22 protein-coding genes and 1 tRNA gene are annotated in these 20,854 nt (G+C 64.8%); 11 read left to right on the top strand and 12 right to left on the bottom strand.

From position 1 onward, the window contains the following. Positions 1 to 41: 41 nt before the first annotated feature. Positions 42 to 353 (bottom strand): hypothetical protein, encoded by a 312-nt coding sequence (locus BMW26_RS11230; RefSeq protein WP_072591509.1) that lies wholly within the window; start codon positions 351 to 353, stop codon positions 42 to 44. A 265-nt stretch (positions 354 to 618) separates the two neighbouring features. On the opposite strand from BMW26_RS11230, the gene BMW26_RS11235 reads away from it, so the two are divergent. Further along, complete coding sequence (locus BMW26_RS11235) at positions 619 to 1,068, top strand: hypothetical protein (RefSeq protein ID WP_157557430.1); 450 nt, start codon at positions 619 to 621, stop codon at positions 1,066 to 1,068. Between the two features lie 84 nt (positions 1,069 to 1,152). Here BMW26_RS11235 and BMW26_RS11240 read toward each other — a convergent pair whose 3' ends face one another. Next, positions 1,153 to 1,584, bottom strand: coding sequence for an ASCH domain-containing protein (locus BMW26_RS11240; RefSeq protein ID WP_072591511.1), 432 nt, complete (start codon positions 1,582 to 1,584; stop codon positions 1,153 to 1,155). Then, entirely contained in the window at positions 1,581 to 3,602 is a 2,022-nt protein-coding gene (locus BMW26_RS11245) for a GNAT family N-acetyltransferase (protein WP_072591512.1), read from the bottom strand. The genes BMW26_RS11240 and BMW26_RS11245 overlap by 4 nt, the downstream gene beginning before the upstream one ends. A 369-nt stretch (positions 3,603 to 3,971) precedes the next feature. Here BMW26_RS11245 and BMW26_RS11250 point away from each other — a divergent pair, with 369 nt between their 5' ends. From BMW26_RS11250 to BMW26_RS11275, 6 genes are all read left to right on the top strand, one after another. After that, a complete protein-coding gene (locus BMW26_RS11250; protein ID WP_232224455.1) occupies positions 3,972 to 4,457 on the top strand; it encodes a hypothetical protein in 486 nt (161 codons plus the stop codon). A 3-nt stretch (positions 4,458 to 4,460) separates the two neighbouring features. Next, on the top strand, positions 4,461 to 5,399 hold the full coding sequence (locus BMW26_RS11255) for an AAA family ATPase (protein WP_072591514.1): 939 nt from the start codon (positions 4,461 to 4,463) through the stop codon (positions 5,397 to 5,399). A gap of 325 nt (positions 5,400 to 5,724) precedes the next feature. Continuing rightward, positions 5,725 to 7,110 (top strand): hypothetical protein, encoded by a 1,386-nt coding sequence (locus BMW26_RS11260; protein ID WP_072591515.1) that lies wholly within the window; start codon positions 5,725 to 5,727, stop codon positions 7,108 to 7,110. Positions 7,111 to 7,302: 192 nt separating this feature from the next. After that, positions 7,303 to 8,724, top strand: a complete 1,422-nt coding sequence (locus BMW26_RS11265) for a 3'-5' exonuclease (protein WP_072591516.1) — start codon at positions 7,303 to 7,305, stop codon at positions 8,722 to 8,724. Continuing rightward, positions 8,724 to 9,362: a DarT ssDNA thymidine ADP-ribosyltransferase family protein gene (locus tag BMW26_RS11270; protein ID WP_072591517.1), complete on the top strand. Its 639-nt coding sequence runs from the start codon at positions 8,724 to 8,726 to the stop codon at positions 9,360 to 9,362. The genes BMW26_RS11265 and BMW26_RS11270 overlap by 1 nt, the downstream gene beginning before the upstream one ends. A 29-nt stretch (positions 9,363 to 9,391) precedes the next feature. Beyond that, entirely contained in the window at positions 9,392 to 10,999 is a 1,608-nt protein-coding gene (locus BMW26_RS11275) for an ADP-ribosylglycohydrolase family protein (protein ID WP_072591518.1), read from the top strand. A gap of 31 nt (positions 11,000 to 11,030) precedes the next feature. On the opposite strand, the gene BMW26_RS11280 is transcribed toward BMW26_RS11275, so the two are convergent. Together BMW26_RS11280 and BMW26_RS11285 are read right to left on the bottom strand one after the other, a co-directional pair. Then, a complete protein-coding gene (locus BMW26_RS11280; protein ID WP_072591519.1) occupies positions 11,031 to 11,396 on the bottom strand; it encodes a hypothetical protein in 366 nt (121 codons plus the stop codon). Positions 11,397 to 11,398: 2 nt separating this feature from the next. Then, positions 11,399 to 11,803, bottom strand: a complete 405-nt coding sequence (locus BMW26_RS11285) for a hypothetical protein (RefSeq protein WP_072591520.1) — start codon at positions 11,801 to 11,803, stop codon at positions 11,399 to 11,401. Between the two features lie 195 nt (positions 11,804 to 11,998). Between BMW26_RS11285 and BMW26_RS11290 the strand changes: the two genes are divergently transcribed. After that, on the top strand, positions 11,999 to 12,283 hold the full coding sequence (locus tag BMW26_RS11290; RefSeq protein ID WP_072591521.1) for a helix-turn-helix transcriptional regulator: 285 nt from the start codon (positions 11,999 to 12,001) through the stop codon (positions 12,281 to 12,283). A 54-nt stretch (positions 12,284 to 12,337) separates the two neighbouring features. Here the strand turns inward: BMW26_RS11290 and BMW26_RS11295 are convergent, their stop codons facing one another. Both BMW26_RS11295 and BMW26_RS11300 read right to left on the bottom strand, forming a co-directional pair. Then, entirely contained in the window at positions 12,338 to 13,171 is an 834-nt protein-coding gene (locus tag BMW26_RS11295; RefSeq protein WP_072591522.1) for a hypothetical protein, read from the bottom strand. Positions 13,172 to 13,303: 132 nt separating this feature from the next. Continuing rightward, positions 13,304 to 13,750, bottom strand: coding sequence for an ATPase, T2SS/T4P/T4SS family (locus BMW26_RS11300; protein WP_232224456.1), 447 nt, complete (start codon positions 13,748 to 13,750; stop codon positions 13,304 to 13,306). Positions 13,751 to 14,045: 295 nt separating this feature from the next. On the opposite strand from BMW26_RS11300, the gene BMW26_RS11305 reads away from it, so the two are divergent. Then, a tRNA-Leu gene (locus BMW26_RS11305) sits at positions 14,046 to 14,127 on the top strand. A gap of 66 nt (positions 14,128 to 14,193) precedes the next feature. Then, complete coding sequence (locus BMW26_RS11310) at positions 14,194 to 14,964, top strand: DedA family protein (RefSeq protein ID WP_053096952.1); 771 nt, start codon at positions 14,194 to 14,196, stop codon at positions 14,962 to 14,964. A 27-nt stretch (positions 14,965 to 14,991) separates the two neighbouring features. On the opposite strand, the gene ku is transcribed toward BMW26_RS11310, so the two are convergent. Beyond that, a complete protein-coding gene (gene ku, locus BMW26_RS11315) occupies positions 14,992 to 15,846 on the bottom strand; it encodes a non-homologous end joining protein Ku (RefSeq protein ID WP_072591524.1) in 855 nt (284 codons plus the stop codon). Positions 15,847 to 15,904: 58 nt separating this feature from the next. Between ku and ligD the strand changes: the two genes are divergently transcribed. After that, positions 15,905 to 17,881 carry a non-homologous end-joining DNA ligase gene (gene ligD / locus BMW26_RS11320; protein WP_056280332.1) on the top strand — a complete coding sequence of 659 codons (1,977 nt, stop codon included), beginning with the start codon at positions 15,905 to 15,907 and terminating at the stop codon, positions 17,879 to 17,881. 3 nt (positions 17,882 to 17,884) lie between these two features. On the opposite strand, the gene BMW26_RS11325 is transcribed toward ligD, so the two are convergent. From BMW26_RS11325 to rph, 4 genes are all read right to left on the bottom strand, one after another. After that, positions 17,885 to 18,805 carry a cation diffusion facilitator family transporter gene (locus BMW26_RS11325; RefSeq protein WP_053096956.1) on the bottom strand — a complete coding sequence of 307 codons (921 nt, stop codon included), beginning with the start codon at positions 18,803 to 18,805 and terminating at the stop codon, positions 17,885 to 17,887. Between the two features lie 86 nt (positions 18,806 to 18,891). Beyond that, positions 18,892 to 19,467, bottom strand: a complete 576-nt coding sequence (locus BMW26_RS11330; RefSeq protein ID WP_072591525.1) for a dihydrofolate reductase family protein — start codon at positions 19,465 to 19,467, stop codon at positions 18,892 to 18,894. A gap of 56 nt (positions 19,468 to 19,523) precedes the next feature. After that, positions 19,524 to 20,117 carry an RdgB/HAM1 family non-canonical purine NTP pyrophosphatase gene (gene rdgB / locus BMW26_RS11335; protein ID WP_072591526.1) on the bottom strand — a complete coding sequence of 198 codons (594 nt, stop codon included), beginning with the start codon at positions 20,115 to 20,117 and terminating at the stop codon, positions 19,524 to 19,526. Beyond that, positions 20,117 to 20,851, bottom strand: a complete 735-nt coding sequence (rph, locus tag BMW26_RS11340; protein WP_042536503.1) for a ribonuclease PH — start codon at positions 20,849 to 20,851, stop codon at positions 20,117 to 20,119. The genes rdgB and rph overlap by 1 nt, the downstream gene beginning before the upstream one ends. Positions 20,852 to 20,854: the final 3 nt, after the last annotated feature.

Below are 20,854 nucleotides of genomic sequence, written 5' to 3' on the forward strand. Positions count from 1 at the left end.
CGGCGGAGGTCGCCCTCGTGCAGGTCGACCCGAGCGAACGATCACCCCAGAGCGGTGCGACTCGTCCCCGTCGCCTCGAGGCGCACCCCGTCGGTCACGAACAGTGACACGAGCGGCGGATGCCACAGGGTCGAGACGGTCACGCGTGCTGAGTGCCCGTCGGGGCTCGACGCTGAATCGAGTCCCACGGGTGACGGCAGCGCGGCGAGCAGTGCGTCGACCTGCTCTCTGACCCCCTGATCGGTGAGGTTCGCCCGTGCCGTCGTTCCGTCCACAGCCAGGGTGAAGCCGTCCGCTCCGGCGAGCGCTGCGGCGTCAGCGATCGCGTCCAGCCGCTTCTGCGAGATGTGCACGCGTCTTCCGACGCCTTCAGCGTGTCTCCCGCACCCGCACCTGCTCTGCGCTCTCGATAGCAAGGATCGCGCATCCGTTCTAACCTCGATTCTGGGACGCTTCGCCATCGGAGACCGCGAACTACATCGACCGGAGCCGCCGGATGCACGTCTTCGGGCGTCGGTGACGCCAGAAATCCGCTCGGAACCGGGAGTCACCGAGGACAGGTGCCTAGCCGAGAGGTATCGCCGCGCAGTCGCCCCTGACGTCTGCAAGACTCGACACGTGGATACGAATCTTTCCTGGCATGAGCCACAGATTGTCACGCGCGGCGGAAGACGCCAACGCGACTTCGATGCTGAGATGGATGAGTTCTACACCGAACAAATGTGGACATCGAACACCAGTTTCGGTGACGTTCCTCACCAGTGGCGTGCCTACTCTGCCGGTGGCGAAGAGGTGGCGCGAGTCCTGCTCAGCCTCCGATACGACAGTCATCTGCGCGGCGCTCTTCCCGCCGTGATGATCTGGAACTTCGAGGTTCGTGAAGACCTCCGCAGGCGAGGGCTCTACCTCGGTTCGATGATCGTGTCCGACCTCCTCAGCGACCATGCCGACCGCGAGGTGTATGCAGGTCCCGCCTCAGGGTCGGAAGGGTTCTGGAAACGAACCCGACTACAACGATGCGAGTGCGCCAGGTGCGCCGGCACAGACCATTTCGTGTATCGCCCGTAGCCGGATTGTCAGCCGCGACACGAAAATCCCGTGCAAGAGCATCTGGCCTTTTCTTCTGGCCGATCGGGGCGGGTTGGTCGGGTGTCAGGTCTCGTCGGCGCCGCTTCTTGTGATCACGTCGACCTGCTCCGGGTTGAGGTAGCGGAAGCTCTGCGGCGGTTCGACGCCCAGGAGCGCGCGCAACACCTCGAGGGGCACGGGACGAACCCAGGGCCGAGGATCCTCTACCTCGAGAAGGGTGGAGGCGTCCGCGCCCTCGAGGTATTGTCCGAGCGCCTCTTCAGCGATATCGATGGCCTCGGAGTGCAGCGCCCAAACCCGATCGGGAGCCATCCTGCTGGTGTGCTTCAAACGGACAGTGCCGACGATCGCACGCTCGGGAGAGCTGGAGTACAGGACGACCGTCGTTCCTGGCGGGACGGTCGGGAACCGTCGCCGCACCTCGACCGTTTTGCGACCCTCGAGGATAGCTCGTGCGTAGCGGGGCTTGATGGATATGAACAGGGCCCTCGTCATCTGTTCTCCCACCCGGGCTGTGTGCGAAGGACATCGTCGAACAGACTCGGCGATCCTGCCCGGGTTGTCATGAGCGAAGTTGTGATCCCGTGCTCACGGAGCAGGGCGTGGAAGGCTCTTTTCCCCAGAGGCATATCCAGCATGTGTGTGTCCTCGAACCGCAGCACCAGTACCTTTCCGTCATCCGCGTGCCCTTCGATATCCCCGCCACGCAGAACGCCCAACGTTCGATACTGCTCGACAGCTTCCTGGGCGTCTATGACTTGCGCGTCGATTACACGCGAGTGGGCGACGACCGCCCTGACGGCGCTGCTCTCGCGGGCTTTGGGGTCTTTGGTGACGTACCAAAGCACCCGCGTGGGGATCTCCCAGTGTTTCATCTTCGGTTTGGCGAAGTACACGAACTCGCGGGCAAAGCCAAGCGCGGGTTGGTCCCGCGTCTGGATCAAAGTGTCGTTGAATCCGAGTAGATCGCGGGCATATCGCGGCTGTATCGGGACGATGCGTACGGGAACGTTCTTGTCGAGGAGCACTTGCGGCCAGTTCTTGCGTTCGTAGTCCGCGACGTCATTAGACAACAGTATCGAGGATGTCTCGGCCGGGTCCGGGTGGTGCGCCAATCGCACTGTGAGCGGTGCTCCTTCGAAACCGTCAGCGCCGAGCGCGGCCCGGAGAACAGGGTCGAGGGCGTCGTCTGCGACCTGCACTTCACTCGCTCCCCGCTCGAGCGCAAGGGAGCGGATGTACCGGGTCAGTTGAAACGCGATGGTGCCGCCGAGCGAGCCACGAGCGACACGACCGACGCAAATCTGCATGGTGTCGCCGCGGAGTTCCGTCGCAAGTAGCGCCCACCGTCGCCCCTGCTCGTCAGTCAGCAGTTCGAGCCTGACTGTTGCGGGGTGGGCGAGGGCAGCGTGCAGCAACTTTCGGAAGTTCCTGCCTTTCTCCCCGTTCGGCACGTCAGTAAACGCATCTTCGAGGTCGGGAGATGCCGTAGTCACCTGCGTCCAGCGCAGTCCTACCGATTCGAGTTGCCCCGAGCGGAATTCTGTAGGTGCAGAGGGTGGAATGAACGTTCTGAGCAGGTCCACCGGCCGGAGGACCGTGACGGCGTACGCGTCCTGCGACCACTCTGCGGTAGCCGCCAGGAAACTCTCGTCGCGGGTCACGAAATAGTCGGCGCCGGCGAGGATCGCGTCCGCGAGGTGTTTGGCGTCATTGACTAGGCTGCGGTCTCGTGAGGTTGCGCTGGGCGGCATCCTCGCGATGATCGCCTCGGCGAGAGTTCTCATGTCGGCGTGTCGGCGCAGCGCGACCAGCGCGCCGAGGCTGTGTTGCACTCTTTGCCTCTCCGAGGCCGGCAGATGATTGATCTCGATCGACACTTCCGGCGATACAGCAAGCTCGACGACGTCTACGAGCCAGTCCGCGGTGAGCCCTTTCGATTCCTCACGATCTGGGCGGTTCATGTGCGTCGACGCGAACAGGTCAATGACCACGTTGGAGTCCAGCACGGCAATAGGGCGGGACGATTCGTAGAGAGCGTTCTCCATCAGATCGAATTGTCCGATCCTGCGGGTCCAGATCGTCAGCGTCGATCCCTTCGCGGCTCTCCCGGGTCGCTCCCCAGTGGGTGACATGTCCAGCGATCGCCAGAAGCCGTCCATGTCATAGTCGGTGCGGCAGTGTGCAGTAACGATCGAGCGCTGCGGGTGAGCGTCGATGGCCGCATCAACCATCGCTTTCGCGAGCCCGGACCCCCGGGCGGCCAGGGCTACGCATACGTGGACCAGCTTGACGGTCTGTTGGCGGGGCGTGCTGTACAGCACGTATCCCTGGACTGTGCCCTCGATCGCGCCGAGAATGAGACGGCCGTGGGTACCTGCCTCTTGGAAAGCAGCGAACGGGAGATGTCCGAGCGTTGCACGGTTGTCGCGATGCAGATCCAGCACGCGCTCGTACTCAACCGCCGCTCGGGGGCCCCCAGGGCTCCAACGATAGATCTCGACGTCCGCCATAGCGCCAAGCGTAGGGGGCGCCGACACGCGTCCCGTCGAGCGCCACGAGCTTCCCTCCCTGCCGCTTGTGATGGAGGCGGCGGCGAATCGTGTCCGCACCCCTTACGCCACCGGCGCAGACCGCTTCTGATGCGGTTCCACGCTCTTTTGGGATCCCCTAGTTGTAACCGAGAGCGATGTGCGTCTCGGTTGCTTTGTTTGACGGTTCCGCCGTGAGCATTCCCACCCAGTTAGGGCCGCCGGCGCTGCAAGGAATCGCAGACGGTGCGCGAAGAGCATGTCAGCCACGTAGGCAGTACACAGTTGCAACACCACAAACCTTATGCAGATTTGCATAATCGGGGTTACTGTGGGGTGTGAGGAGGTGACGTGATGGCATGGACGCGAGTAAGTGTCGACACCGAGCGCGAGCTTGAGGAGCTAGCGCGGTTGAGTCATCGCAGCGAGGTCATGGAGCGGCAGATCGCATTGCGCGCCCTGTGGATGAACAAGTATCTCAAGATCAATCAGCACGATCTGGCAGTGAAGCTCGGCTGGAGTCAGCCCTCGGTCTCCCGAATGCTTCGTGACATCGCGAAGACCGATGAAGCGGCAAAGATCCTGCAAAGCGAAACGGCTCCGGTCGCGACCGCGATGGAACTGATCCGTCGCGCCGGCCGCGGCGAGATCGATCACGACGACCTTGTGCGTCGCCTCAAGGAGTGGGAATTCGACGCGCCGTCTGTCACGCACAGCCTCCTTGATGAGTGGGAACTGGACGAGAACAGCACGAGCACTCTCCTCACCGCGTATCTGGACCATCTCATCACGGAGGACGAGTACGAAGAACTCGCGGCTGCCGCGAAGGCCGCCTGAGGCGTGAATGCTGCCGAGAAAGCGCGGCATGTCGCTGCCCTGCGTGATCTGACCGTCGAAGGCGGCCCGATAGACACGACGGGCCCCACCGCAACGGAGAACAACCCGCAGTACTTCATCCGCACAGGCTTGCCGACCGGGAAACGGGCACGCCTCCACGATGAGATCATCGAGGAGTTCTTCGCTGAAAAGCCCTACGTGACCTGCGACCGGCAGGCGATCATCATGGCCGGCCCGCCCGGCGCCGGGAAGAGTTCCGTGTTGCGCGAACGCATCCCGGCGTCCGAGGCGCCACACTGGCGAGTCATCGACGCGGACGATTTCAAGAAACGACTGCTGAAGAAGATGGCAGCAAACGGACAGTACGAAGATCTGATCCCCACCGTTGTCCAGGAACGTATCTCCGCCGGTGAACCGTTCTTCCCAGGAGAGTTCGCGGCGCTTGTCCACGAAGAATCGACCATACTCGCCGCCCAAGCGGCCCGCCGGGCGCTCCGGCTCGGGGAGCGGGTTGTTCTCGACGGCGTAAACGGAACCACGAGCAGGCTTCGGCGACGGGTCATCGAGCTTAGCCGAAACGCGTACGTCACGGCCGACATCATCGTTGTGGATGGTCCCCGAGATGTCACCCGGGCCCGCGTCGAACACCGACACCTAACCCACTACAACGCAGCATTGGGTGGCGACGCGGAGGCCGCTTACGATGCACGCTTCGTGCCCGGGTACGTCACCGACGCGCTGTACGCGACTGACGCCACGCATTCGTCCTGTACGACCGCCGCCGCCGAGACCGTGAACGCAGGAACGATCGACGGCATCACCTTCACCGCCTACTTCTACGAGGTCGACGACGCTGCCGGGAGCCCCCAACTCCGGAAAAATGTCGGTCACGGGTGGGGTCACATCGTCACCATCAATTTCGCTGCCACACCGACACCCTGACTACGGACGCAACACGCTCGGAACGCAGAGGCGGGTGAGCTCCGGGCCTCAACAACAATCGGTTCGTCCGCGGAACGGGGCACCAATCGTGTCGAACTGGGTGGACTCGAACGCCGGCGCGACAGACCGGGCACATGCGCGGCCAGAGTATTGGGACTTATAGGGCCGTATAGCGATTCGCTATACGGCCCTATAAGTCCCTATGTTTCGGGTTTCCGAGGGCTCGGGCCTGGACACCGGAGTTGTGCCCGGGATCCGATTCCGTAGATGTTGCGGCGCTGGGAGCTGCGATCGCGACGTCGGTGGGGTGTGGTTTCGTGGAGGTATGCGTGATTCTGACGAGACTCTCCCCGACGATGGCGCGGTGCCGATCGATACATCCATTGAGTCGGAGACCGGGGACGCCGGAGATCTCGTCGGCCCTGAGGGCAACATCGGACTCAGGGCGGTGCTCGAGGAGGCTGAGTCGACGAGGAAGGTCTTCTCGCCCGAGTTTGTGAAGATGGTCGGGGAACTGTTTCCCGAGAAAGGCGCGCAGTTCGGTGTCCCGGCGGGGATGATGTCGATGATCGGCGAGGTGGTCTCCACGAAGGACTGGGGGCTCGGCGTGTCGGCGGAGGCGATGTCGATGTTCCGCGATGTTGCGAAGATGCCGGACTGGTTGGGTGAGAGCCTCCGGGCAGGGGCATCGATCTCGGATGCACTGTCGGATGCAACGACGTTCGCGGAGATGTTGGCGGGCCCGCCCACTTGGATGGCTCCCGCGTTCCGGGTCACGGACCATATCGACGGCTTCCTGGCCGATTCGGCGTGGAGCTCCGCGTCGATACGCGCGGTGTGGAACGAGAGCCTCGCCGCGCACGCGTCCACGAATAGCGCAGTGGGCTTTTCCTCGAGCGTGCTGCGACCGTTCTTGGAGGACTTTTCTGCCCCGGCCTGGCTCGGCCCAGTGATAGATGCGGCCGCATGGAAGCCCGCGTTCGACATTGCCACCTTGGGCCCGGGTGGAGGCCTCCCGCCGGGGATCCTGGAGCTGTTCAACCAGTTGCCGTTCCCCGATCTGGGCTTGTTCACGTTGCGGCTTCCGCCGAACTGGCGCCACGTGGACGCGACGCCGGAGGAGATCGAAGAGAAGGTCAAGGGGATCCTCGAGGACGCGATCCCGCTGGGATGGGTGCCATCGGCACGGGTAATCGAGCTGCTGCTCGCGGCACCTGATCGGTCCGCGCGTCGCCGGGTGATCATCAACAACTATCGCGGGATTTTGACCGACTGCGAAGACATCCTGAGCGGCCTGTCAGCGCCGGGAGCGCTCGGGTACGCAGACTCGATCCGCCGGGCCGTCCGCGCCATGCGCGGCGGGCATGCCGATGCCGCGCAGGCCCTCGCCTCGAACGTCCTCGAGACGATCGTCAGTCACTACACCGCGAAGGCGGCGACACTTGCAATGCCCCCGAGCGTGCTCACCAACGCCAGTTCTTACAAGCGTCAGCGGAAGCTCGGGTGGAGGATCTTTCTGTCCCTTTACCCGCTGACCGCGATCATGGGCGGCACGCACACCCCGTTCACCCCGACGATGGACTACCGGCGTAACGCGACCGTCCACGCCGTCACCCGCCAGCAGTACACCCGAACGAACGCGGTCCTTGCGGTCATGAATGCCACCGCGGTCCTTGCCTGTTACGTCCGCGACACGGAAGCGTTCGACTAATCACGATCAGCCGGGCAGTGCGTTCTCTCACGCGGCGGTGCCGACGCGTCCACCGACGCAGACACGAGAGGCCGTCAGTCGCGTGGATGCGGTGCGAGGGAGGTTCAGGTCTTGTCTCGACGACGGTGCGGGAGTACCATCCCAGCTATGTGAGCCCGGCGCACCGGGCCCCGACCCCGCCAGGAGGCGGCTATGCGTATTCTCCCTTGGGTTCAGCCCACCCCGGAGCAGTTGACAATTCTGCTCGAGAACCGGCCTGGGGTGTTTGTGGTGAATGGGGCCGCAGGTAGCGGCAAGACGACCACGGCGCTTCTGCGGCTCACAGCCTTGTGTGGGAGGTGGCTGAGTCGCAAACGGCGGCACGACCTTGTCGATCCTGTGAGGGTTTTGGTGCTGACGTTCAACACCACCCTCGAGGGTTACATTCGTGAGCTCGCGAAGGCACAGGTCGCGGGGAACGCGTCCCTCGCGACAGCTGTCCGCGATGGCGATCTGATCCTCGATGTGAAGACCTTCGCCAAGTGGTCGCTGGATCTCTTGCCGCCCGGCTCATCACCCGACGCCGACGACGCGAAGACGCTCCTGTGGCGGTTCGCTGATGTGTTCGGCCTGTCGTCGCGCTTCGTTCGTGACGAAGCCGAATACGTTCTCGGTCGATTCCCTATCGACGATCTGGAGGACTACATCTCCTGCACGCGCGATGGGCGCGGCGCAGCCCCTCGGATGGATGCGGCAACCCGCCGGCGTCTGCTGGACGAAGTGATCTATCCCTATCTCGCGGAGAAGGAGGTCGCGGGTGTGCGGGACTGGCACGATGTGACCGCGGAGGCCGCGAGGGTCGATACCGGGCTGTGGGACATCGTGATCGTCGACGAGGCACAGGATTTCGCGGCGAACCAGATCCGCACCCTCGTCAAGCACGTGGCCGAAGACCACAGTGTCACGTTCGTGATGGACACTGCGCAGCGTATTTACCCGCGTTCGTTCACCTGGAGGGAAGCAGGAGTCACGGTGGCGGCTTCACGGAGGCTGGAGCGGAACTACCGCAATACCGCGCAGATCGCGGCGTTCGCGCGTTCTCTCTTGGATGGGATGTCGGTCGGGGACGATGGCACGCTTCCCGACTTCACTCACGCAGCAGCGACCGGGCCGAAGCCGCGGCTTCTCGTCGGCCGGTTCAGCGACCAACTGGGTTGGGCCCTCGAGAACGTGGTCGGTGCGGCGAACCTTCGGGAAGAGTCTGTCGCGTTCCTTCACCCCCTCGGGGGCGGTTGGTTCAGCTTCGTGAAGACGGGGCTTGCGACGGCGGGGGTGCCGTTCATTCAACTCACTCGCGCGAGCACCTGGCCTGCCGGTGAGGAGACTGTGGCCTTGTCGACGATCCATTCCGCGAAGGGGCTTGAGTTCGACCACGTCATCATCCTGGGGCTGAATCAGCAGGTCACCCCGCACGGCGATGAGGAAGGCGACGCCCAACTGGAGTACCTCCGGCGACTTCTGGCGATGGGGATCGGCCGAGCCCGGCGGACCGTGACGCTCGGTGTGAAGAGCGGCGAGGAGTCGAACCTGATTTCTTTGCTTGACCCGGCGACCTTCAAGCGGGTGGAGTTGTGATGACGATCGAAGACTTCGTCGCGGAGCGTGAGATCACCGAGGTGCTTCACTTCACGACCAACCATGGACTGATCGGTACGGTCGCTGCGCGGGCGCTCCTGAGCCGCGACGAACTGAACACGGAGGATCTTCTCAGTAGCGTCAAACTTCTCAATTGCGATACCCGCAAAGACCCGGAGTGGACGGGCCACGTGAGCCTGTCTATCTCGGCAGTCAACAACGACTTTTTCGGCTTCTCGAAGGGATGGCATCCACCCCGGGACGGGCTGTATTGGGTGGTGCTGTCGTTCGATCCTCGGCTGCTGTCCGATGCGGGAGTGGTGTTCACGACAACGAACAACACATACGAGGCAACCGTGAAACGGGGAGAGGGTCCTGAGGGACTCGCATCCCTTTACGCTCCCGCCGTCCCGTACGGGTATTACGGCAGCGTCGCTCGACGATACCCGTCCACACCGAAGAACCAGCCAACGCACGTGCAGGCCGAAGTCTTGTACCCGGGGCGCGTTGATCTCACCGCCCTACAGGCAATCTACGTTCCGGTCGACGATCATATCGACGACGTTCGGGGTGTGCTGATGTCGTTGAACTGGGCGCCGGATGTCCCCGTCGAGGTGCGCCCGGAGGTGTTCCGGTGAGCCTTCGACGCGATCGCACCCGGTCGTCAATGCTGTGGGCAGCGTGGGCCGACGCCCTCGGATTCATATCCGAACTGACATCGCCCGAGAATTTTCGGCGGCGCACCGGCGGCCGCGATCTGACCTTCCCGATGGCGTGGAGTCGTATCATAGGCGGCCGAATGGGTGTACGCGTCAACCTTCCCGAAGGGTGCTACTCCGACGACACGCAGTTGCGTCTTTCAACGTCGAGGGCGATCAGCAACCATGGGTTCGATGTGGAGGCATTCGCACGCGTTGAACTCCCGGTCTGGTCAAGCTATGCCCTCGGCGGTGGCCGCGCGAGCAAGGCCGCCGCGACCGCGATGGCGAAACAGCAGGCGAACTGGGCCGCAAACTTCTTCGACGGGTGGGAACGCGCCGGAGGCAACGGTGCAGCGATGCGCATCCAACCTCACGTGTACGCCGCCGCGAACCTACGCTCCGACGCATACCTGGACGATGTCATCCGCAACACGATTGTCACGCACGGGCACCCCCGCGCGATCGTTGGCGCCGTTTTTCATGCAGTGTCCCTTGGGTTCGCTCTCGACCACGGCGTAGTACCGGATCCGTCGGTATTCTCTGAACTCCTAGAAACGACCAGCCGCTCCTTCGTCGCCTTCGACCGTCAACCGGAGCTGTCGGCGTACTGGAGGCCGCAGTGGGAAAGAAAAACACAGTCGTCCCTCGAGCACGCCTGGGACGCGACTGTCGCCGAGCTCGCTGACATCCTCCGCACAGCGATGCCCGTCTGGGAAGCGCTCCACGATGCGGACGGGAACCGCGACCTCGCGATCATCCGCTACGAGGAGCTCGTGCAGCTATTGAGCCTCGACGACGAGAAAGTGCGCGGCAGCGGAACTCTGACCGCAGCGGCCGCGGTCCTCCTGGCCGCCGCTTTTCCGCAGCACCCCGCCCAGTCCGCGCAGATCGCCGCAGCGAGACTCAACACAGATACGGACACAATCGGGACGATGGCTGCCGCTATCGTCGGTGCCGCTGCACCGAAGAAGCTGCTCAGTCCCGTCCTCGACGCGGACTATTTGATCGTGGAAGCGGACCGGCTCTACGACATCTCCCGCGACCGTCGCGTCGACGCATTCCCCTACCCCGACCTTCTTCACTGGCAGCCTCCGAAGACTGCCGTGGACGCGGTCGGGCTCGCCGACGGGCACGTCGTCCTCGCCGGGCTCAGCGCACTAAGAATGACCGGCACGCCCATTCGCAGCAAGGACAGTGTCTGGGTGTGGGCCCAGACCGACTTCGGCCAGTCGGTCCTTGTGAAGAGTCGAGCCGAGCTGCGCGACGTGCCCCTGGGTAACCACCCCGCGCGGGACGGTGCCTCGCAGTCGGAGTCTGCGTCAGATCTCGCTGTACTTCCTGGGTTGACGCTGGCCCGCGAAGAGCCTTCCCGCCCGAGCGAGGCGACGTTCGTGCCCGAGTTGTTGTTCAGCGAGGTCCTCGATGTGTCACGGTCGACGGTCGCGGACTTGATCGAGGAGATGCGCGAGAAGCGTTACAGCGATGCGTCCATCGGGCGCGCGCTGATGTCAGTGTTGCATCACGGGACCGCTGAAGATCTCGACCAGTTCCTCTCGCACCTCGCGTTGCGTTGAACGTCGACCGTGGCCTCGGGCGCACCGCGAGTCAGGCGCTTTTTTCAGCGGAATGAGTCGCGCACAGCGTCCATGTCCATAGCTGGATCGTGTACTGCCGCGCGGGCGCCCCGCACAACTCGCACGTTACGATGCTCTTCCACTCCGCAGCAAGGATCGCCGCGTTGAATTCTTCGCTGTACTCCTCTGGGTTCGTGGACGAGGCTGCAAAGAAACTCAATGCTCCGAACTTCGATTTCACCTGGTGCACCACGTAGTCGGGTGCGAGGGCCGCAAGGTGGTGTTCGAGACTTTCGAGGAGCGGATACCAGCCGGGACTCACCTCGACCGTCGCGGGCCAAGGATCCGTGATGCGGGCCACGATTCGTTGCACACCTGCCGGGTACTCCTCCGTCATGCTCACTCCGTCCGGGCTAGTTGACGCTGCCGGGAATGCGCTCGGAATTCTCGCCCTACGCGCAGGCTCGGCGTGACTCCCCGGTCGAAGCTGATCATCCCGCGCCGTCGCCACTCGATCGCCGCAAGCCCTCGAAAAGCAGCGACAATCCGGCGCCTCTGCACGAACTCGAGGTCGTCTGGTAGTCGGCCGGGGATCCCGTTGGTGTCTGGCATCAGATGCATGAACAGCTCCGCAAACGTGGGGCCAGAACCTGTACGACGCCGGGTCTGCGCGATGAAGATGGCGGAGGCAAGTGCCCACTGTTCTGCGGTTTCGTCGCCGCTGAGTTCTTCGAACGTGTAGATCCATTCGACGGGCGGTGGTACCTCGATGTCTTTCCACCAAAGCGGATACGACGCCTGCATTCTTGATGGCCGTCACCTTCGCGGTCGCATGCACGGGCCGCCCCGCGGCGCGACCGCCTGACATCGGGATGGGCAGCACACGTGCAGGGAAGAGCGGAGCAGTCCGACAAGGAAAATGATTGTTTCGTATGGCCTCCCGAATTATGCCATACCGATTAGGCTATACGAGATGCGTTCCGTCACGAACCTGGATGAGTGCCCCGATGGACGGAACGTATCGGCGCAGAGTGGAGCGCTTACTCACAGCGTCTCGCGACCTCTCTGCGCTTGGCACGGGCGCAGGCAGGCCTGAGTCAAGAAGACGTTGCCTACCGCGCTGGCCTGACTCGTTACACCTATCAGAAGTATGAAAAGGGCGAGTCGCGGCCCGGTGCGCCAGCGAACCCGACTCTGCGAACGCTGCTCGCCCTCTCCCAGGTCCTCGGAATGCCGGTTGCCGATCTGATTCCCGCCGACCCACCAGACCTTCGCATCCGTTGAGTAGCTCGGTGGATCTGCGACGTCGGTGACGAGTGGTGGCGCGCGTCGGGCTGGTCAGTTTCGTCCACGCGGGAATCCGCGGCGTTTCCTGAGGACGGAGTCGGGCGCGAGCCAGTCGAAGAAGATCTCGCTGTAAAAGGGCACGGGTTCACGTACGTTGTTCAGTCGGCCGATCGTGCGGGCGAGGAAGCGGAGCGGCCGCACCGCGAGAAGTACGCCTTGGACGCCGACCCATTCGTCCTCATGGGCCTGAATGGTGGCACTTTCGAGACTGTTGATGCGGTCGCCGCTCATTGCGGCGAAGTTCACCTGGATCGCGAGCCTGGCGTCGAGTCTGCTGGCCACTTCCCGTTGCTCTTCCTCGACGCGGCGAATCTTCCGCGGTGACGGGGCATGGCGTTTCACGAGCGCGACCCATCGAGACAGAGGATCGTCGATGACAGAAGCGTCGCCCTGTGAGAGCCGGTTGAGATTGAAGTAACGGTCGGTCAACGCGAAACGGGTGAGGAAGGTAATGACCGACTCGGAACCTTCATCGCGAGAAGGCGACGAGTCGCCGGCAACGTTCCAGGATTCTGACACCTTTTCCACGTGCCTTACCAGTTCGGTGAGGTCGTGACCGAAAGCTTTGAGTTGCTTCGGGCCTGGGAACGAACCGGTGTTTGCGTAGTGGTCCGTGACGAGAATGAGTTTCGCCGTGCGTTCGATGCCGTTCGCAAGGCCAAAGAAGCCCTCGAATGCGCGCCCCTGATTCTCGAACGACAGTCGCCGAATCGACGTCATTCCGCCCTCGAGAAGCGATTGCGCCAGGTATGCCTCTTGCATGAGCGCCCGGGAGATCGCGGTCTGCTGGCGGCGCGCAGGGGGGAAGGGGTTGCGATCAGTCACGAGCTCAAACTATCGGCAGGCGTCAGCGTTCGCTCCGATCCCGGGGGTCCGGCCGTGCTGCGTGGAGGCAGAGGCATGTGGAGTTTCCAACGAACGCCCAGGGCCATCCCACTCTCGTGAACGGGTCGAGCTTCATCGCCGACCTAGCGGTGTCTGCCGGCGGCGCACGGTCCACGACGCTGCGCTCACGATCGCGCTCCCTCGCGCGGATCGAGGATGCCTGCCGCCCAACTGGGACATTGAGAGGTGGCAGAGACGCCCACCCGCTGAATAGTGCACTTCACAACACGCGACTCCGCCAGTATCCGCGATCGCGACATGCAGTCTCGACCCGTCGGGAAGAGACGCATCCACGAACGGCTGACTGATGTCGACACGGCGCCCTGTCGACTGCAGCATCCGCTCGATGAGATCGCGCAACGACGATTCCGTGAGACGCATCTCGATCCGCTCGGCGACCCCTCCGCGTGCGACGTGGATGCTCTCGGGGCCGTTGAGCCAGATCTCCTCGATCTCAGGGTCGTCGAGGAGCGACTGCAACGGACCGAAGCCGCTGACCGCCGCGAGCACGTCACTCACGCATGCAGCTTCGTCGTCGATCACCGCCGCGCCTCGCGCCAGCGCCAGATCGTTGAACTTGCGCACCTCGGCGAGCGACCGAGCGCGCTGCCGAGGAATCGAACGTCGGATCCGTTCCTTCGGCGCGGAGCCGCTGACGAACGCGCTCGGCGACGAGGACGGAGGGCTGGATCACCCGAGCATCCTCGCAAGGATCGGGTGACACGCGCCGGAGTTATCCACAGCGGCGGCGGTGCTCCTGCGGGCGGATCCCCAGCAACGCACGATCCCCCGATCAGTAGACTTATCCCAGCGCGCGGGAGTGGTGAAATTGGCAGACACGCAGGATTTAGGTTCCTGTGCCCTAGGGCGTGTGGGTTCAAGTCCCACCTTCCGCACCGATCTGTCGCACCCCCTGCGATCGACGACTTGACCGCCGCACAGCGCACGACGACGGGAAATCCATGCATCACGCCGCTCTCATCCCCTGGCTCGACCCCGCCACGATCATCGGCTCGGCCGGCCCCTGGGCGCTTCTCGTGGTGTGCTTCATCGTCTTCGCGGAGACGGGCCTTCTGGTCGGGTTCCTGCTTCCTGGCGACACGCTGCTCGTGATCTCAGGACTCCTGTCGCACCCGATCGCGGGCTCGGAGCACGGGGTGTTCGGCATCAACGTGTGGATCGTCGCGCTGCTCATCGGGCTCTCGGCGTTCGTCGGCGGTGAGGTCGGCTACCTCATCGGCCACAAGGGCGGACCCGCAGTCTTCGAACGCAAGGAATCGGGCCTGTTCAGCAAGAAGAACGTCGAGCGGACGAACGCCTTCTTCGAGCGTTTCGGCGGCATCACCGTCATCCTCGCCCGCTTCGTGCCGATCGTGCGCACCTTCGCCCCGGTCGCCGCCGGCGTGGGTCATATGCCGTGGCGCCGCTACACGCTGTACAACCTCATCGGTGCGATCCTCTGGGGCTTCGGTCTGACGATGTTCGGGTACGCCATCGGCTTCATCCCGCCGGTCGCGCACTTCGTCGAGAGCTACATCGACCTGATCCTGCTCGCTGCCGTCGGCGGCACGGCACTCATCACGCTCTGGCACTACCTGTCCGAGCGTCACAAGGCGAAGAAGGAAGCCGCGGCCGGCGAGGGTGAGACAGACGCCACCGAGGCCGAAGGACTCGCCCTCGACCCCGAGGTCTTCGACCGTGCTCCGGACTTCGACGGAGACGGCAAGCACTGATCTCGGTGCAGAAGAAGGCGGGCTGTCTCAGCCCGCCTTCTTCTTGCTCGGGCTCTTCTTCGTGCTCGCCTTGTCGCCGGTCGACTCCGACCGAGCGGCCTTGGTGCGAGCCACACTGGCGCGCAGCGCCTCCATCAGGTCGATGACCTCACCACTCTTGGCATCGCCCTCGGCCTCGCCGAAGGTGTCCGCGACATCGAACGTGTCGCCCGCCTCGATCTTCGCATCGATCAGAGTGCGCAACTCCTTCTGGTACTCGTCGACGAACGACTCAGGATCGAAGTCAGCCGAATAGCTGTCTACGAGGGATGCCGAGAGCTCGAGCTCCTTCTTCGAAATCCTCACATCCTCGTCGAGCACCGGGAACGCCGCCTCACGCACCTCGTCGGCCCACAGCAGCGTCTGCAGCACGAGCACCTTGCCACGCACGCGGAGTGCGGCCAGTCGGGTCTTCTGTCGCAGCGTGAAGCGCACGATCGCCGTGCGGTCGGTCTGTTCGAGCGTCTTGCGCAGCAGCACGTACGCCTTCGGTGACTTGGAGTCCGGTTCGAGGTAGTACGGCTTGTCGAGGGTCAGCAAATCGACCTGGTCGGAGGGCACGAACTCGACGACGTCGATCTCGCGGCTCTTCTCCGCCGGCAGCGCCGCCAGATCGTCCTTCGTGAGCACGACCGTCTGCCCTTCCTCGACGTAGGCGCGATCGATGTCGGCGTAGGCGACGGTCTCGCCGCACACCTCACAGGTGCGCTGGTACCGGATCCGGCCGCCGTCCTTCTCGTGCACCTGGTGCAGCGGCACATCATGGTCCTCGGTGGCGGAATACACCTTGACGGGCACGTTCACGAGGCCGAAGGTGAGCGCACCTTTCCAGATCGTTCTCATGACCCCAGTGAACACCAGCCGCGCGGCTCACGGCCAGTACCTTGACTACGCTGGCGTCATGGTCGCAGAGGCGCAGAACGTGCAGATCGATGGCCGCCGGCTGCGCATCACCAACCTCGACAAGGTCGTCTACCCCGAGACCGGCACCACGAAGGGCGAGATCATCGCCTACTACACGGCGATCGCGCCGCACCTCCTCCCTCTGCTCGCGGGCCGCCCCGTGACCCGCAAGCGCTGGGTGGAAGGGGTGGGGACCGCGGATGCTCCCGCCGACGCGTTCTTCACGAAGCAGCTCGAGCCGGGAGCTCCGGAATGGATCCCCCGACAGCCGATCCGGCACTCGGACGGCCCCAAGGAGTATCCCCTCGTCCAGGACGTTCCCACGCTGGTCTGGCTCGCGCAGGTCGCCGCGATCGAGCTGCACGTGCCGCAGTGGCGCTTCGCCTCCGACGGCATGCCGGGAAAGCCGGATCGGCTCGTCCTGGATCTCGACCCGGGCCCGGGGGTCGGGCTCGCCCAGTGCGCCGAGGTCGCACGGATCGCACGCAGCCTGCTCAGCGACATCGGACTCGATCCGGTGCCCGTGACCAGCGGAAGCAAAGGGATCCACCTCTACGCCGCCCTCCCCGGGCAGCAGACGAGCGCAGAGATATCCGCGGTCGTGAAGGAGATCGCCCGTCTGATCGAGACCGAGCATCCGGATCTCGCCACGAGCACGATGGCCAAGGCCGCGCGCGGCGGCAAGGTCTTTCTCGACTGGAGCCAGAACAACGGCAAGAAGACGACGATCTCGCCGTACTCGATGCGTGGTCGCGCGCACCCCTGGGTGGCGGCTCCGCGCACCTGGGACGAACTCGACGACCCCGACCTCGCGCAGCTCGACTTCGCGACGGTGCTCGAGCGTGCGGGTTCCGGGCAGGACCCCATCGCTCCGCTTCTCGCCGCCCAGGAGGGCCCCCCGGACACCACCTCTGCGCCGGGCCCCCGCGTCGACGCACACGGCGCGAACTCGCATGCGAGCCGCCACCGCCCGCGGACGACCGGTGCGGCACCACTGGCCTCGTCGTCTCCCCCCTCCGTCTCCCCCATGCTGGCCGAGAACGGCACGCCGGCGATCGCCCGCACTCTGAGCTCTCCGTCGTGGGTGGAGGTGAAGTGGGACGGCATCAGGGCCATCGGAACCTGGGCGGACGGACGGATGCTGCTGCATGCCCGCAGCGGCACCGACATCACGGCCCGCTACCCCGAGCTGACTGCCGACGGCGCGCCGTTCCTGCCCGTGTCCGATGCGATCATCGATGGCGAGATCGTCGCCTTCGATGCGCAGGGCAGGCCGAGCTTCTCGATGCTGCAGAACCGCATGCACCTGACCCGGCCCCGCGAGATCGAACGCGAGGTCGTGCGCACGCCCATCGTCTACATGGCTTTCGATCTGCTCCGACTGAACGGTCACGACCTCAGCACCATGGCGCTGTCGGAGCGACGGACCCTCCTCGAGGAGGTCGTCGCCGACCTCGATGCGCCGGTGCAGGTCCCGCCCGTGTTCGACGATCTCGACGCCGCTCTCGCGGCGAGCGACGAGTTCGGCCTCGAGGGCGTCGTCGTCAAGGATCCGTCCTCGCGGTACCGTCCGGGCCAGCGCTCACCGGCCTGGCTGAAGATCAAGCACACCCGCATGCAGGAGGTCGTGATCGTCGGTATCCGCCCCGGCAAGGGCGACCGGGAGGGCACGTTCGGCTCCCTGCTGCTCGCGGTCCCCGAGTCCGGACGGCTGCGCTATGTCGGTCGCGTCGGCACGGGATTCACCGACCGGATGCTGCGCGACCTGCTGAGCCGGCTCGCTCCCCTGCGCACCGACTCCGCGCCCCTCGAGGACGTGCCCGCGCTCGATGCGTCGGATGCGCTCTGGGTCCGACCTGAGCTCGTCGGCGAGGTCGAGTTCGCGAACTGGACCCCGGACGGCGTTCTGCGTCACTCCCGTTGGCGGGGACTCCGGCCGGATAAGACTCCCGACGAGGTGATCGTCGAGTCCTGACCGTCAGGCGTGGTGCGGTTGGCAGTCGGACTGCTCCGCGGGCTCGATCTGGAAGGTCGAGTGAGCGACGTCGAAGTGGTGCGACAGACACGACTGGAGGTCGCTCAGCAGCTTCGCCGAACGTCCATCGGCGAGGAGAGCCGGGTCGACGCTGACGTGCGCACTGAACACCGGAGCACCGCGAGTGAGCTGCCAGACGTGCACGTCATGCACGCCGACGACTCCGTCGTAGTCGAGGAGGTGCTGTCGGATCTCGCTGACCGCAGTGCCCTGGGGCGCTGATTCGGAGAGCACCGAGAACACCTCGCGGAGCAGCGCGATGGCTCGCGGGATGATGAGCACGGCGATCATGATCGACGCGAGCGCGTCGGCGGGCATCCATCCGGTCGTGACGATCACGATCGCTGCGATGATCACCATCGCCGACCCGATCAGGTCGCCCATCACCTCGAGGTAGGCGCCGCGGACGTTCATGCTGGTGCGCTGCGCGCGGCTCAGCAGCCACATCGAGATGGCGTTCGCGACAAGACCCACGACGGCGACGATGAGCATCAGCCCGCCGACCACCTCGGTCTCCCCCGGGTTGATCAGACGACCGATGGCCTCCACCCCCACCCACCCGGCGAGGAGGATCAGGATGATCGCGTTGATGAGCGCCCCGAACACCTCGGCGCGCTGGTATCCGAACGTGCGGCGGTCGTCGGCAGGTCGGGCGGCGACGGCCGCCGCGATGAGCGCGATCACCAGAGCCGAGGCGTCTGTGAACATGTGAGCCGCATCCGCCAGCAGCGCGAGAGAACCGGTCAGCAGTGCACCCACGATCTGCACCACCATGATCGTCGCGGTCAGTGTCAGCGAGATCGCCAGAAGACGGCGATGGTTCGCGGAGCGGATGCCGCCCGCGGCGGGCGCATGATCGTGCATGTCTCCAGGCTAGACCGGCTCGCACACCCGCCGGCGGGTCTCAGCCCAGTCGGGAATGGTGATGATTCTCAGTAACCGCGGGGCCGTCAGCGCTGGCGAGAGTACTCGAGCACGACGCACCCGTTGTCGAACGAGCGCACCTCGTCGAGACGGAACTGGGTCGGGGCGAAGGGGTGGCTCGCCATCGGGATGCCGGACCCCGCGATCGTCGGGTACTTCTTGACGATGAGGCGATCGATCTCGTCGAGGAGCACCCCGGCGAGTCCGGCCCCACCCGCGAGGTAGATGCCGAGGCCGGGTTCCGCCTTGAGCGCGCGGACCCGCGCGACAGGATCCGTGCGCACGATCTCGACGTTGGCTTCGCCCGGATCGTTCAGCGAGCGACTGAACACGACGGTCCGCAACTGCGAGTACGGGTCTGTGATGCCGACCTGCAGTGCGGGTTCGTAGGTGCGACGCCCCATCACGACGGTGTCGAAGCGGGTGACCGCTGCGCTCGCGCCGCCCCGCGCCGCGCGCACATGCGCAGGCTGGATGTCGGGGAGTTCCGTGCCGAGAGCGTCGGCGAACGCAGCGGTCACGGGGAAGAAATCGACCTCGTCGTCCGGGCCGGCGATGAATCCGTCGAGCGTGACGCCGACGTAGTAGGTGAGTTCTCGCATGTCGTCAGAGTAACCACTACGCATGAAGTACGTCAACCGTAGTGAATGCCGCCGACTCAGAGAGCGGCGAGCAACGGCAGCAGTTCCGCGAACGCGCGCGCACGGTGCGACTGCGCCTGCTTCTCGCCGGCAGTGAGATCGCCGACCGTGCGCTCCGCCCCCTCGGGCTGTCCGTCCGGGACGAAGATGGGGTCGTAACCGAATCCGCCGCCTCCGGATGCTTCGCGCGCGAGACGTCCCGGCCAGTTCCCGACGACCACGTGCTCGGCTCCGTCCGGAGTCACGAGCGCGATCGTCGAGTTGAAGTGAGCAGCGCGGTGAGGATCCGCGATGTCGCGCAGCTGGTCGAGCAGCAGCTCGAGGTTCGCCGCGGCATCCTTCTTCTGCCCCGCCCAATAGGCCGAGAAGACACCGGGCGACCCGCCCAGCACGTCGACGCAGATGCCGGAGTCGTCGGCGAGCGCCGCGAGTCCCGTGTGCGCCGACGCGGCGCGAGCCTTGATCAGCGCGTTCTCCGCGAACGTGACGCCGTCCTCGACGGGCTCCGGTCCGTCATACGCGATGATCTCGAGATCAGGGCGAGCGGATGCCACGATCTGTTGGAACTCCGCGACCTTGTGCGGATTGTGCGTGGCGAGGACGACCTTCATCAGCCCGCGAGCGCCTTCAGCTGGTGATCCTTCAGGTCGGCGCAGCCCGCGACGCCCAGGTCGAGCAGGGCGTCGAGCTCGCGCTTGTCGAACGGCGCTCCTTCAGCCGTGCCCTGCACCTCGACGAAGAGCCCGCGGCCCGTGACCACGATGTTCATGTCGGTCTCGGCGCGGACGTCCTCGACATATGCCAGATCCAGCATGGGCTCGCCGTCGATGATCCCGACCGAGATCGCAGCCACGGAGTCGAGCAACGGCGTCGCGTTCTTGCCGATGAACTTCTTCTCGCGCCCCCACTCGATCGCATCTGCGAGGGCGACGTACGCGCCGGTGATCGCGGCGGTGCGGGTGCCTCCGTCGGCCTGCAGCACGTCGCAGTCGATCACGATCGTGTTCTCACCCAGCGCCTTGGTGTCGACCACTGCGCGCAGCGCACGGCCGATCAGTCGCGAGATCTCGTGCGTGCGCCCGCCGATGCGCCCCTTGACGCTCTCCCGGTCGTTGCGGCTGTTGGTCGCACGCGGAAGCATCGAGTACTCCGCCGTCACCCACCCCTTGCCCTTGCCGGTCAGCCAGCGAGGAACGCCATTCGTGAACGATGCCGTGCACAGCACCTTGGTTCCGCCGAAGCTGATCAGAGCCGAGCCCTCGGCATGGCTGCTCCACCCGCGCTCGATCGTGATCTCGCGGAGCTGGTCGGTGGAACGGCCGTCGGCGCGGACGATGCTGGTCATGGG

The organism is Microbacterium sp. 1.5R, assembly GCF_001889265.1.
GTDB lineage: Bacteria > Actinomycetota > Actinomycetes > Actinomycetales > Microbacteriaceae > Microbacterium.

Coding starts and splice junctions, on each gene's coding strand:
- BMW26_RS11240 (WP_072591511.1), bottom strand. CDS start 1,584: ATGACGAGGGCCCTGTTCATATCCATCAAGCCCCGCTACGCACGAGCT.
- rdgB (WP_072591526.1), bottom strand. CDS start 20,117: ATGAAGGTCGTCCTCGCCACGCACAATCCGCACAAGGTCGCGGAGTTC.
- BMW26_RS11325 (WP_053096956.1), bottom strand. CDS start 18,805: ATGCACGATCATGCGCCCGCCGCGGGCGGCATCCGCTCCGCGAACCAT.
- BMW26_RS11260 (WP_072591515.1), top strand. CDS start 5,725: ATGCGTGATTCTGACGAGACTCTCCCCGACGATGGCGCGGTGCCGATC.
- BMW26_RS11270 (WP_072591517.1), top strand. CDS start 8,724: ATGACGATCGAAGACTTCGTCGCGGAGCGTGAGATCACCGAGGTGCTT.
- BMW26_RS11265 (WP_072591516.1), top strand. CDS start 7,303: ATGCGTATTCTCCCTTGGGTTCAGCCCACCCCGGAGCAGTTGACAATT.
- BMW26_RS11310 (WP_053096952.1), top strand. CDS start 14,194: ATGCATCACGCCGCTCTCATCCCCTGGCTCGACCCCGCCACGATCATC.
- rph (WP_042536503.1), bottom strand. CDS start 20,851: ATGACCAGCATCGTCCGCGCCGACGGCCGTTCCACCGACCAGCTCCGC.
- ligD (WP_056280332.1), top strand. CDS start 15,905: ATGGTCGCAGAGGCGCAGAACGTGCAGATCGATGGCCGCCGGCTGCGC.
- BMW26_RS11330 (WP_072591525.1), bottom strand. CDS start 19,467: ATGCGAGAACTCACCTACTACGTCGGCGTCACGCTCGACGGATTCATC.
- BMW26_RS11275 (WP_072591518.1), top strand. CDS start 9,392: ATGCTGTGGGCAGCGTGGGCCGACGCCCTCGGATTCATATCCGAACTG.
- BMW26_RS11285 (WP_072591520.1), bottom strand. CDS start 11,803: ATGCAGGCGTCGTATCCGCTTTGGTGGAAAGACATCGAGGTACCACCG.
- BMW26_RS11280 (WP_072591519.1), bottom strand. CDS start 11,396: ATGACGGAGGAGTACCCGGCAGGTGTGCAACGAATCGTGGCCCGCATC.
- BMW26_RS11245 (WP_072591512.1), bottom strand. CDS start 3,602: ATGGCGGACGTCGAGATCTATCGTTGGAGCCCTGGGGGCCCCCGAGCG.
- ku (WP_072591524.1), bottom strand. CDS start 15,846: ATGAGAACGATCTGGAAAGGTGCGCTCACCTTCGGCCTCGTGAACGTG.